This window comes from Paenibacillus sp. FSL E2-8871 (assembly GCF_038000345.1).
Lineage (GTDB): Bacteria > Bacillota > Bacilli > Paenibacillales > Paenibacillaceae > Paenibacillus_AQ.
The window spans coordinates 3,181,194-3,193,648 of record NZ_JBBOBV010000001.1 but is presented as its reverse complement, the minus strand read 5'-3'; the positions used below and the strand labels follow the sequence as shown (position 1 = coordinate 3,193,648).

10 protein-coding genes and 1 pseudogene are annotated in these 12,455 nt (G+C 46.0%); 7 read left to right on the top strand and 4 right to left on the bottom strand.

The annotated features are described in order from the left end of the window. Positions 1–24 precede the first annotated feature (24 nt). Together recJ and NYE25_RS14655 are read left to right on the top strand one after the other, a co-directional pair. Positions 25–2,427, top strand: coding sequence for a single-stranded-DNA-specific exonuclease RecJ (gene recJ, locus NYE25_RS14660; RefSeq protein ID WP_341146226.1), 2,403 nt, complete (start codon positions 25–27; stop codon positions 2,425–2,427). 352 nt (positions 2,428–2,779) lie between these two features. Next, positions 2,780–3,298, top strand: coding sequence for an adenine phosphoribosyltransferase (locus tag NYE25_RS14655; RefSeq protein ID WP_042191103.1), 519 nt, complete (start codon positions 2,780–2,782; stop codon positions 3,296–3,298). Positions 3,299–3,505: 207 nt separating this feature from the next. Here NYE25_RS14655 and uraA read toward each other — a convergent pair whose 3' ends face one another. Next, positions 3,506–4,819 carry a uracil permease gene (uraA, locus tag NYE25_RS14650; protein WP_341146225.1) on the bottom strand — a complete coding sequence of 438 codons (1,314 nt, stop codon included), beginning with the start codon at positions 4,817–4,819 and terminating at the stop codon, positions 3,506–3,508. A gap of 306 nt (positions 4,820–5,125) precedes the next feature. On the opposite strand from uraA, the gene NYE25_RS14645 reads away from it, so the two are divergent. Both NYE25_RS14645 and dtd read left to right on the top strand, forming a co-directional pair. Further along, on the top strand, positions 5,126–7,306 hold the full coding sequence (locus NYE25_RS14645) for a RelA/SpoT family protein (RefSeq protein ID WP_149647662.1): 2,181 nt from the start codon (positions 5,126–5,128) through the stop codon (positions 7,304–7,306). Between the two features lie 21 nt (positions 7,307–7,327). Next, positions 7,328–7,771: a D-aminoacyl-tRNA deacylase gene (dtd, locus tag NYE25_RS14640; protein ID WP_076284841.1), complete on the top strand. Its 444-nt coding sequence runs from the start codon at positions 7,328–7,330 to the stop codon at positions 7,769–7,771. A gap of 160 nt (positions 7,772–7,931) precedes the next feature. Here dtd and NYE25_RS14635 read toward each other — a convergent pair whose 3' ends face one another. The 3 genes from NYE25_RS14635 to NYE25_RS14625 form a co-directional block, all read right to left on the bottom strand. Next, entirely contained in the window at positions 7,932–9,053 is a 1,122-nt protein-coding gene (locus NYE25_RS14635; RefSeq protein ID WP_341146224.1) for a TolB family protein, read from the bottom strand. Between the two features lie 130 nt (positions 9,054–9,183). Next, positions 9,184–10,647 carry a sensor histidine kinase gene (locus NYE25_RS14630; protein WP_341146223.1) on the bottom strand — a complete coding sequence of 488 codons (1,464 nt, stop codon included), beginning with the start codon at positions 10,645–10,647 and terminating at the stop codon, positions 9,184–9,186. Positions 10,648–10,649: 2 nt separating this feature from the next. Beyond that, positions 10,650–11,342, bottom strand: a complete 693-nt coding sequence (locus NYE25_RS14625) for a response regulator transcription factor (RefSeq protein ID WP_341147730.1) — start codon at positions 11,340–11,342, stop codon at positions 10,650–10,652. Between the two features lie 106 nt (positions 11,343–11,448). Between NYE25_RS14625 and NYE25_RS31300 the strand changes: the two are divergent. From NYE25_RS31300 to NYE25_RS14615, 3 genes and pseudogenes are all read left to right on the top strand, one after another. Continuing rightward, positions 11,449–11,541, top strand: a pseudogene (locus NYE25_RS31300) (hypothetical protein); the annotation flags it as partial. 84 nt (positions 11,542–11,625) lie between these two features. Next, positions 11,626–11,781, top strand: a complete 156-nt coding sequence (locus NYE25_RS14620; RefSeq protein ID WP_179085778.1) for a hypothetical protein — start codon at positions 11,626–11,628, stop codon at positions 11,779–11,781. A 148-nt stretch (positions 11,782–11,929) separates the two neighbouring features. Further along, positions 11,930–12,439, top strand: coding sequence for a type 1 glutamine amidotransferase domain-containing protein (locus tag NYE25_RS14615; protein WP_149647657.1), 510 nt, complete (start codon positions 11,930–11,932; stop codon positions 12,437–12,439). The last annotated feature ends 16 nt before the right edge of the window (positions 12,440–12,455 follow it).

Sequence of the window (12,455 nt, the reverse complement as noted above, 5' to 3'; positions counted from 1 at the left end):
AAGGTGAGAGAAAGGTGAGCGCTATTGCTTTATTCAAAAACAAGATGGCAATCTCCGGCAGCCGATCCCGACGTCGTAAGGGATATGGCCCGGAGCCTTTCTATTTCTCCGCTCTTATCCTCACTATTAGTGACTAGAGGAATTGATACGCCACATGAGGCTCTATCGTTCATGGATGGCGGTGTGGAAGCTCCGCATGATCCGTTCCTTCTAAAAGGAATGGCCGAAGCGGTTCCCAGAATTAGAAAGGCTTTAAAAGAAGAAGAACATATTCTGATTTACGGTGATTACGACGCCGATGGTGTGTCCAGTACAGCATTAATGATTCATTTGCTGCGTTACTTAGGCGCTTCCTTTGATATTTATATCCCGCACCGTTCTAATGAGGGCTATGGGCTGCATAATCATGCTTTGGATTGGGCTTTACAGCAGGGTGTATCCTTGATCATTACTGTAGATACTGGCATTAGCGCCTATCATCAGATTGCTTACGCTAATGAACTCGGGATTGATGTGATTGTTACGGATCACCATGAGCCACCAGAGCTTCTCCCAGAGGCTTATACGTTGATTAATCCGAAGCTGCCCGACTGCCCCTACCCGTTCAAAGGATTGGCAGGTGTAGGTGTAGCTTATAAGCTCGCCCAGGCTATGCTAGGGGAGGAAACTCCCGAAGAATGGGCAGAGATAGCTGCTATCGGTACTGTAGCGGATTTAATGCCGCTGCTGGGTGAGAATCGTGAGATTGTTCGAAACGGCTTGGTGAGTATGCGAAAATCTCGATTCCCAGGTATTCGTGCCTTACTCGATGTTAGCGGCGTAACCATGAGTACTGTGAGCGCGGTAAATATCGCTTTTGGAATGGCGCCTCGTATCAATGCGAGTGGTCGTCTGGATCATGCTGGACGGGCAGTGGCGTTGCTTACAACCGAGCATACTGATGAGGCAGAGCAACTGGCTGGGGAGCTTGATCTGCTTAATAAAGAACGCCAATTGGTCGTAGAAAGAATTGTAGTGGAGGCCACTGCAAAACTGGAGCAGATGACTCACGGTGGAGAAATACCAGACATCATAGTCCTTGCTGAACAAGGCTGGAATGTGGGTGTGGTAGGCATAGTGGCTTCCAAACTGCTGGAGCGTTACTATCGACCTGTAATTATTCTGGATATTCATCCGGAGACCGGCATGTGCAAAGGTTCTGCCCGCTCTATTCCTGGACTTGATATATATGCGGCCTTATCCTCTTGTTCTAACTTAATGGATCATTTCGGTGGTCATCCAGCAGCTGCGGGAATGAGTCTGCATCGGGACAGCTTAGAAGCCTTCGCTGCGGCATTAAATGAATACGCTGCTACTGTGTTAACACCGGAGCATTTCGTTCCTGTTACTTCTGCTGATGCAGAAGTGTCGATTTCCGATTTGTCCCTACAGACCGCGCTTGAATTGGAAAGGCTTGCACCTTTCGGGATGTCGAATCCATTGCCAAAGTTCATCATTCGCGGGGCTACAGTGAAAGAGACACGCACCATGGGGCAAGACGGAAAACACTTGAAGATCGTCTTGCAACAGGGTAAGAGTACGATCGAAGCCTTGGCTTTTGGTAAAGGGGATTTGGCTAAGCTGCTCCCTGTGGGCACCCCGATCAATGTGCTGGCTGAACTGTCGATCAACGAATGGAATGGTTCGAGGAAACCACAGTTGATGCTACAGGATTTATCAGTTCAGGATGCTCAATTATTTGATCTTCGTGGTGCTGCTGACGCTGTACGGCAGGCTGCACATATTAGAGAGCTGCTGCTTCCCTATAGTGGTGCTGGCCCATATCGTGCTGCAGCAGTGTTTCAGAGTGGACGTATGTCTTCACAGACTGAATTGATAGGAATGTCCTTCTGGGTATATGATAAAGAAGCTGGCATTAGCGCCGCTATTAAGGATGATTCGATTCAGGAGTCAGGGCATGTCTCACTGTTATGTCTACTGGATATGCCGGAGACTCCTGAACAACTAGACGCGTTACTGAAGGCTTTTCCTAATGCTGATAATATTGCGTTATTGCATTCTATAAAGGATGGCCGAGAACGACTTATCATTCCGACACGGGATCATTTTAAAATACTCTATAAACTGCTGGCTTCGATCACTGCTGTTGCAACGCCAGAACATGAAGTGCTGCTGCGGCTAAGTCGACAATCCTCATTAAGTATTCGAATGCTTAGTAATATGCTAGATGTGTTCGAGGAGCTGGATTTTATCGAAAGAAGTCAAGGAAGTGTGACCTTTATTACGCAGCCTACAGCTAAAAGCCTTACAGCATCAAGACATTTTGTCAGACTGGGCCAGATGGCGGAAATGGAGCAGTACTTCATGGAAGGTAGCTTGTCTGAACTGCAGGATTGGATGTTATCACGCCGTTTAGGCGTATCATAAAGACTAAACAAAACAAAGCAGACGCTTACGAAGCAAGTTTTGCCGAAACGGACTCAAAGTAGCATATGCTAACAAAACAAAGCAGATGCTTACGAAGTAAGTTTTGTCGAACCGGACTCAAAGTAGCATATGCTAACAAAACAAAGCAGACGCTTACGAAGTAAGTTTTGTCGAACCGAACACAATGTAGCATATGCTAACAAAACAAAGCAGACGCTTACGAAGCAAGTTTTGCCGAAACGGACTCAAAGTAGCATATGCTAACAAAACAAAGCAGACGCTTACGAAGCAAGTTTTGCCGAAACGAACTCAAAGTAGCATATGCTAACAAAACTTTTAGGAGATGAAAAATTTGGATTTTAAAGATAGTATTCGCGTGATTCCTGATTTCCCAAAAGAAGGTATTAGTTTTAAAGATATCACCACCTTGTTAAAAGACGGTGATGCATATCGCCAAGCGATTGATGCCTTGAAAGCTCTTGTATCCCACTTAGAAATCGATGTGATCGCTGGACCGGAAGCACGTGGTTTTGTAGTTGGTGCACCTCTTGCTTATGCATTGGGTGTAGGCTTTGTGCCGATTCGTAAGAGTGGTAAACTGCCGTATGAGACTATCGAGGTTGGATATGATCTTGAATATGGTAAAGACACACTTGCTGTTCACACGGATGCCATTAAGCCTGGACAAAATGTATTGATTGCTGATGATTTGTTAGCAACAGGAGGTACTATAGCTACTTCGGTTAACCTTGTGGAGCAGCTTGGTGGTAAAGTGGTAGGCGCAGCGTTTTTGATTGAATTGGTTGAGCTTGCTGGACGTAATAAGCTTTCTGGAATTGAAGTTATTACATTAGTTGATTACGAAGATTAATGCGATAAACTTGTCTTTTCCCGGGAAATAAATCGGGATTTATGTATCGAATAATGTGGAAAAGTGCAAACAACAGCAATTCTCTGTTACTACTAGCGGAGGGTTGCTGTTTTTCGATTTTTTGGTCAAAAGAGATACGAAAAAAGACTGCCCAATCCATAAAATGGATCTGGAGCAGTCTTTTTGAATTATTAATTCATAAATAAATTAGTGAGCAGCTTTATCGCTTTCTCCACCTTCATTAGACAGTCCAAGAACTTCAATGAGTTTGAAGAATAGGGCTAGAACGATACCAACAATCGTAGCTAGAGCCATACCACTGAGTTTTACGCTACCCATAGTAAGGGTTGTACCACTAATTCCGACAACAAGCACCAACGTAGCCATAATCATGTTAGTAGCTTTGGAAAAATCAACTTTTTGCTCTACGAAGATTCGCAGACCGGATGCGGCAATTACACCGAACAACAGTAGTGATACACCACCCATTACAGGTGTTGGGATGTTAGCGATAACGGAGGAGAAAGTTCCGGAGAACGATAGCAGAATCGCAATCACTGCTGCGCCACCGATCACATATACAGAATAAACTTTAGTTAATGCCATAACCCCGATATTCTCACCGTAGGTTGTATTTGGAGTAGAACCGATAAAACCGGAGATAATTGTAGATATCCCGTTACCCATCAGGGAGCGGTCAAGTCCAGGGTCTTTAGCCAGATCTCTGCCAACAATATTGCTGGTTACAAGTAAGTGTCCAATATGTTCAACGATTACTACTAGCGATACTGGGATGATAGTCAGGATTACATTCCAATCGAAGGATGGAGTAACAATGGTAGGGTGAGCTAAAAAATTCGCATTAGATATTGCAGCAGTATCCACCATTTTCATAATATAAGCTAAGCCATAACCAGTTACGATACCGATGAGGATGTGAATGATTTTTGGGAAACCGCGGAAGAGTACAGCTCCAATTACGGTTACGCCCAGTGTCACCATAGAAAGTGTGATTGCTTTGCCATCTGGAGTCCAGTCTGCAACTGCAACACCTTCAGGGGCAATAAGTCCTGCCATTCGCGCGGCAACAGGCACAAGTTCAAGTCCGATCGTTGCTACGATAGCTCCCATTACTGCTGGAGGGAAGACAACATCGATCCATTTTGTTCCTGCATAACGGATGATCAAAGCAACGAGCACAAAGATAACACCTGTGATGATGAAAGCGCCCAAAGCAAGCGAGTACCCTTTCATATGATTATCTTTATGATCAGCAAGCACTGATAATACGGGTGCGATAAATGCAAAGCTGGAGCCAAGGTAGGCAGGTATTTTACCACGGCAAATCCAAATGTATAGCAGTGTGCCGATACCGTTCATCAGCAAAATCATGCCAGGGTCAACCCCGAACAAGTTAGGTACTAGCACTGTACTGCCAAACATGGCGAACAAATGCTGTAGGCTTAATAGAAAACCGGGGCCCCATGGAAGTTTTTCATTAACTTGAATTTCGCGTTGCAATGGAGTTCACTCCTCTTTCTTAATGGATATGATGTTGTCCAGCGAAAATCCGCCTTTACTAGATTAAATAGAACTGGACATTTTTACAACAACATTTTCACAAGTGTTATTAATTTGTCCGATTTTCATAACTTTTACTTCTTGAATACCATGAGATGGCAAGTGTTGACGTAATCCCTCGTAAGCGTCATAATTATAGACAACTTTGAACAAGAGCGTAAGTTGCTTGCGAAATGATTGGAACCTGCAGATTTCAGAATGATTGCGGGTTCATTTTATTATAGAAAGGAAACGGATACGACGAGAATGGGCATAGAGCGATTAATTGATAAGGCTGGCGCCTATATAAAAGATAAAGATCTTCTCCGCATCCGGGAAGCTTATGAATTTGCCGATCAGGCTCATCACGGGCAGATCCGCAAGTCGGGGGAGCCATACATTCTGCATCCGCTGGCGGTGGCAGATATTGTCGTCAATATGCAAATGGATGTTATATCTATTGTTGCGGCGCTTTTGCATGATGTTGTGGAAGATACGACGGTCTCATTGGAACAAATCCGCGCGAAATTTGGCGATACCTGCGCGATGCTTGTCGATGGCTTAACTAAGCTGGAACGCATCCGTTTTCGCTCAAAGGAAGAGCAGCAGAACGAGAATTACCGTAAGATGTTTATTGCGATGGCGCAGGATATCCGGGTCATCGTTATCAAACTAGCGGATCGTCTGCATAATATGCGTACGTTAAAGTATCAATCTGAAGAGAGCCAGCGACGTATTTCTTACGAAACGCTGGAGATTTTCTGTCCTGTAGCTGATCGTTTGGGGATTTCCGCGATTAAGTGGGAGATGGAGGATATTGCGCTTCGTTACTTGAATCCGCAGCAGTATTATCGCATTGCTAATCTAGTGCATAAGAAGCGGGCTGAACGTGAGCAATTTATCGACAGCGTAATTGGCCGTATTCGTGCCAAGCTGGATGAAATGGGCATTGAAGGTGATCTTTCAGGTCGTCCGAAGCATATCTACAGTGTCTATAACAAAATGAGTACGAAAAACAAACAGTTTAATGAGATCTATGACCTGCTGGCCATCCGTATCATTGTGGATAATATCAAGGATTGTTATGCAACCCTCGGAATTATTCATACCCTTTGGAAGCCAATGCCAGGTCGATTTAAAGATTATATAGCTATGCCCAAAGCCAATATGTATCAATCTTTGCATACTACAGTGGTAGGTCCTGGCGGAGAGCCAACCGAAGTGCAAATTCGCACTTGGGAAATGCATCGCACGGCTGAATTCGGGATAGCAGCACACTGGGCATACAAAGAAGGAACCAGCAATAATGTGAATCCTGAGAATCGGATGCCTTTTTTTCGCGAAATATTGGAGCTTCAGCATGAGGCCAAGGATGCCGAAGAGTTCGTAAAATCACTCAAAATGGACTTTTTCTCGGATCTTGTGTTCGTGTTTACGCCTAAAGGCGAGGTTATTGAGCTTCCTGCGGGTTCTGTACCACTTGATTTCGCATTCCGTATTCATACGGAAGTGGGTAATCGTACGATTGGTTCTAAGGTGAACGGGCGGATCGTACCGTTAGATCACAAGTTGAAGACGGGCGATATTGTAGAGATACTGACATCGAAGCATTCGTACGGTCCAAGCCGCGACTGGCTCAAGATTGCTCAATCCTCACATGCGCGAAGCAAAATTAAGCAATGGTTCAAAAAAGAAAAACGTGAGGAAAATGTCGAAAAAGGTCGCGAAGCGATTGAACGTGAGCTGAAGCGTCTGAATGTCGAGGTTTCTGAGTGGATTTCTGATGATAAGCTTTTAGAAGCAGCGAAGAAATTTGCTTTTAACGATGTTGAGGATATGCTGTCTGCCGTTGGATTTGGTGGGATTACCGCTTCGCAGATTGCTTCCCGTTTGACGGAAAAGCTGCGCAAAGAGCAGGAAGAAGCTGCTAATCATTTAGAGCTTACTTCAGAGATGAAGGAGATCAAGTCTTCCGGCGAAAAACGTAATCAACCGACCAATGGTGTTAGTGTAAAGGGAATTGAAAATTTACTTGTCCGTTTTGCACGATGTTGTAATCCGGTACCGGGTGACGACATTGTAGGGTATGTTACACGGGGCCGGGGAGTATCTGTACATCGCCAGGATTGTCCTAATATTCCGGGTGAAGGTGACGGAGAAGAAGCAGCAAGGGTGATTGAAGTGGAATGGGAAGGTACGATGGAAGCAAACTACAGTGTGGATATTGAGATTACAGGTCATGATCGTAATGGACTGCTCAATGAAGTGCTGCAGGCAGTTTCCGAGAGTAAAACGAACATTTCTGCGGTCACTGGGCGTTCTGACAAGAATAAAATGGCAATGATTCATATGACCATTCTCATTCGTAACACGGAACATCTGCAATCCGTTGTAGATAAAGTGAAACGAGTCAAGGATGTATATACAGTGAATCGGATCATGCAATAGGGCAAGGAGCGGAGTAGTACGATGAGAGTTGTAGTACAGCGTTGTAAGGACGCCAAAGTAACCGTGGATAAGGCAGTGACCGGAGAAATTGGCAAAGGCTTAATGCTGCTAGTTGGCGTTACGCATGAGGATACAGAAAAGGATGCCAAATATTTGGCGGATAAAATAGCAGGATTGCGAATTTTTGAAGATGATGCTGGTAAAATGAACTACAGTGTCACAGAGACTGAGGGAGCGATTCTTTCAGTATCCCAGTTTACTTTATACGGGGATTGTCGTAAGGGGAGACGGCCGAATTTCATGGGAGCAGCAGCTCCTGCGGAGGCCGAGCGACTTTATGATTACTTTAACCAAGAGCTTAGAGCTGGCGGCCTTCAAGTGGAGACGGGGGTTTTTGGAGCGATGATGGATGTGTCGCTGACCAATTGGGGCCCGGTTACTCTCATTTTAGATAGCCGCAGTTAATGAAAAAAATGTCGAAGATTGCTTCCTATTTATCAAGACCTTAACAAATTTCAAATTTAAAAAGCGTCCAACATATTAGTCTTGACTAATATGTTGGACGCTTTTTTGTTATTGTAATATTCGTTCTCCGTTGGTGTAATCAACATATTAATCTTGTTAATCACTTCAACACTAGCCGATAAGTCGTGAGTTTGGGCTTATTATCCACAAATGTGCTCGTCGAGACCATTAGTTGCTTGCCCGAAGGGCTCCAGGCGACGGTTGCGACATCCTGGAAATCGCCAAGTTGCTCGATCTTGCCGGTCTTCGCATTCGCAACGTAGACACCGTTCATGCCGTCCCTGTCCTTGTTATACACGGCGAACGACAAGTACGAGCTATCTGGGGACCAATCGAAAGCGTACATCTGAGTCGTCACGGCGAGCTTAGTCCGCTTCGAGGTGTCGTTCGAGTTCATGAGGAACAGCGTGCGTTCCGTATCCCCCGTACTCTTCAGCATGGCTAACTGATTGCCGTCAGGGGACAGTGACATTCTCCAGACAGATTTGTCCACGATCGTCTCTTTCTTCGTCTCCAGATTGTAGGCCGACAGTGTGTTATCGGGATTAGGGTTGACGTAGAAGAGCGTATTCCCGGTCTTCGCTACATAATCGAACATGACGTTTTTATCTTTGCTAAGCAATACCTCGTCTTTACTAACTGTCCCAACCTGCAGAATAGCACCTTTACCGTTGCCGACGATCAGATGGCTGGAGTCTGTCCACTGGCCCCATTCCTGTCCGCCCTTATCCTTATCCGTGATTATTCGGCTAGTTCCGGTTGGCAAATGCACAAGGACACCGCGACCCCCGTCCATCATGAACGAGGTGTTTTCATGGAAAAAGACATATTGGCCGTCCGGCGAGACAATCGGACTCTCATGCACGCGGTCTTCGCTCGGTTTCAGCGCCTTGACCTGCTTCGTTTTCAAATTGTAAATGTACAGCTGGGCAGGCTTCATTGGACCAGAGTCGGAATCAATCTTCTTCGCGTCCGGATTCGTCTGGGCAATTAACAATTCGTTCTCGTTCAGCCAATCTTGCGCATACAGGCCGTCAAGTCGCTCGAGTTGATCCATGGTGATTGGTTTATCGGTTTGCGAATCAGGCTTCTCTGGCTTGTTCTTGTCGATGACGGTAACTGGTGGGCTATTAGTTGCTCCACCGCCGTTACTCTGTGTTGTGCTGCTGCAGCCTGCGATCCCAACCGCTAGTAATACGATCCCAACTTGTTTCATCTTCATGAATGATGTATCTCCTTCTAAGCTGTGTTATAAATCTGATAAGAGTGTACCAACAGGATGTCTCCACAATATTTCGAATTGTTTCCAAGTTGTAAACGGATCGAGACTTGGAGAAGAGAGGAGTTGGGACTTATACAGAATCATGATGATAGAGGGGAAACTGTACTTCAAACACGCTTCCAGTGGAGTCTGACCGTTTCAATTGTATGATTCCTCTTTGCTTCTCCAACCATTGCTGAACGAGAGCAAGTCCCAAGCCGCTTCCTTTCGTTTCTTTTGAACGCGCCTTGTTCGCGGTGTAGAAGGGTTCAAAGATTCGCTCCTGGGATTCGAAAGGAATGCCAATTCCCGTATCAATAATTTCTACCTTTGCGTGATTCTGTTCGGTATACAATCGAATATTGACGCTTCCACCGGGGAGGTTGTATTTGATCGCGTTGTCCAGTAAATTAACGAAGATGTGTATTAAACTCTCGCGTTCCGCCCATATGGTGGCAGGTACTGTGTGAAGCTGAAAGGTTAGTCCGAATTTGTCAGCCTTGCCTTTCATAAGAGAGACGAGCTCGTCCAGCACGATATCAAGTGACACGGCTTCAGCCTGATATTCGAATTCGTACTTCTCCAGTGAGGCAAGGCGCAGCGCGTTTTCCACTAGCTTGTGCAGTCTAGACGATTCCTTGCGAATGCTTTCCATCGCTTGCTGAAACAGTAAAGGATCATCTGGGTACAGTTCCAGTAGATCGGCATATGCAGTGATAGAAGTGAGAGGTGTCTTAAGTTCATGACTAATATTGTTAATGAATTGCTTCTGTTGCTGCTCCAATACTTGTAGCTTGTCTACGACAAGCGATAGCTTCGCTTTCTCCGTTTCTAACTTCTTCATACTCGATTCGATCTCACGGCTCATGCTATAAATGCCCTCGCTTAGTTCGCCAAGTTCATCCTTACGGACTAGTGGTGCATGATCAATATACGCTCCTGCTTCAATGTTGTTCGCTGTCTGCTTGAGCAGAGTTATAGCTTTGGATTGTCGGTAGACATAGAGGAAGCCGAGCAGGAAGCTGGCGAGCAGAACGGTTGACCCGGATAGGAGGAACATTGTTCTTGTCTGCCGGTAAAAGGCGTGCAGCTCGCCCACGGGTCTCTGGAATTCGGCTACAGCGATCAGTTGTTCCTCGAACATGATGGGTGTGAAATAATATAGCACGTCCTGGACGTCCGAATAAGCAACCTTGCCCTGGAGTGCATACTGCAGCGCATCCGGCATAGTGGGGGAAGGAACGAGAGGCAGCGAATTCCCGATCTCGACACCGGTCTCATCGTACAGTCGGACGTGCAGTCCGTTGGATTGCCCCAAACGATTGGAGAGATCCATGCCACGATACTTCATGAATGCCTTCAAGCTGACCTGTTCCCCGGACAAGTAGCTCATCTTCACCGTCAATTCGGCGCGGTTCGTCATCTCCGCCATTTCACGCTCCAGTCCAGTACGTTGGTTGTGACGGATACTGCGTAGTACTAGCACACTAAGCACGCTCACCGTGAACAACAACAGGCCGGCGAGCAGCAGGGAGAACTTCCATCGTAAGCTCACCCTCATAAGTACTCCCGGGTGGCCTTGTAACCTACTCCGTATACGGTCTGGAGCAGACGTTGACCTTCGTCGCCCAGCTTACTGCGGATTCGCTGTATATGAATGTCGACAGTGCGCGTACCCCCGTCATAGTCGAGCCCCCAGACAAGATCTAGTAGTTCCTCGCGCGTGTATACCCGTTCCGAATGGAGGACGAGCAGGTGTAGCAGCTCGAATTCTTTGGGCGTCAGCCCCACCTTCTCACCGGCCACCTGTACGTCACGATGTGACGGGTTTACTGTCACCGCACCAATCATAATTGAACTGTCGGAGGGAGCGTGTTCCGCACTTTTCTCGACTCGACGGTGCAGCGCTCTAACTCGGGCGACGAGCTCCCGAATATCGAACGGCTTGGTCATATAATCATCTGCACCCAGCTCTAGGCCTAGTACTTTGTCTACAATGTCGTTCTTGACCGTGAGCAATAGGATGCCAATCCCTCTCCGGTTCTCCAGCCGACGGCACACATCATAACCAGACAGCCCTGGCATCATAACGTCCAGTACGAACACTTGCGGTTGGAACGATTCGACGAGCCTAAGCGCGGCTTCGCCGTCAGCGGCCGTTTCGACCTGAAAGCCTTCCCGCCGCAGTGCATAGGCGATCGCTTTCACGATAGAGCATTCATCGTCTACGATAAGCACTCTTTTATCCATGCTGTTAATCCTTTCCACCTCGCTATTGTTGTATTGATACGCCTATTCTACATTTTGCGCGCAACAAAAGCGATCCAATTGGGAATTTAAAAGCAAACACCAGCTCAAACGTATTTGCCGAAATTCCAGTAAGCCTCCTTCTTCTGATGGCTACAAGTATCCTGCGCGTAAAAGTCTGCTTGTTTCTGTTGTGTTGTAAGTAGAATCTTGCGCGGATAGAGCCTCTTCGTGCTGGATAAACTAAAGGTAGACAGTTATCCCGCACGATGCAAGGAGCTTAGCAATGAGACATTCACAGAAGGCATGGGTATGGAGAAGTATCCCGGCACTAGCGACAGGGAGTCCTGTAGAAGCCTATGCATTAGCCAAAAAGACGGAAGATGAAATTGAATCTCAAGTGATCAAAGGAAGAAGCCGTAATCTCTTACCGCGTACCTGAAAGGGGTGGTGGAGGCGGCTTTTTGATGCGGTTAACCGGGGATATTTTCTGATTAGAGGTTAGAAATCATTGTGATAAGGGTAATAGACGACAAGAAAGATCAATAAGTACCTATTCATTTGCACAAGCAGAGAGGAGAACTTATCACATGAGTAATGTTGCATTTTTACTAGCTAATGATTTTGAAGATTCTGAGATGAAGGTCCCTTATGATGAAGTTATAAAGGCAGGACATCAAGCTGACATTATTGGTTTAAAGAAGGGTGAGACCTTACTAGGCAAAAAGAAGGAAGTCTCCTACGCAGTCGATAAAGCCATAGCTGACGTTCAAGCAGGTAATTATGACGCGATAGTAATTCCTGGTGGTTCTTCCCCAGAAAATTTACGGCAAAATGCAGATATTTTGAAGTTTGTGAAAGAAGCAAACGAAGCTGGTAAGCCTATCGCTTCTATTTGCCACGGACCCCAAATTCTGATCAGTGCAGACTTGCTTAAAGGACGTACCATCACCTGTTATCCTCCGTTGAAAGATGATGTTGTGAACGCTGGTGCGGAGTTTAAAGATGAAGAAGTGGTAGTTGATCGTAATTACATTACTTCGCGTACCCCGAAAGATGAGCCTGCCTTCGTTCGTGAAATATTGAAGGTCCTGCAATAGCAATTTATAACATTGA

Bases quoted from the DNA above. Each gene is read 5' to 3' on its own strand.
- dtd (WP_076284841.1), top strand. From the start codon at position 7,328: ATGAGAGTTGTAGTACAGCGTTGTAAGGACGCCAAAGTAACCGTGGAT.
- NYE25_RS14625 (WP_341147730.1), bottom strand. From the start codon at position 11,342: ATGGATAAAAGAGTGCTTATCGTAGACGATGAATGCTCTATCGTGAAA.
- NYE25_RS14635 (WP_341146224.1), bottom strand. From the start codon at position 9,053: ATGAAGATGAAACAAGTTGGGATCGTATTACTAGCGGTTGGGATCGCA.
- NYE25_RS14620 (WP_179085778.1), top strand. From the start codon at position 11,626: ATGAGACATTCACAGAAGGCATGGGTATGGAGAAGTATCCCGGCACTA.
- NYE25_RS14645 (WP_149647662.1), top strand. From the start codon at position 5,126: ATGGGCATAGAGCGATTAATTGATAAGGCTGGCGCCTATATAAAAGAT.
- NYE25_RS14615 (WP_149647657.1), top strand. From the start codon at position 11,930: ATGAGTAATGTTGCATTTTTACTAGCTAATGATTTTGAAGATTCTGAG.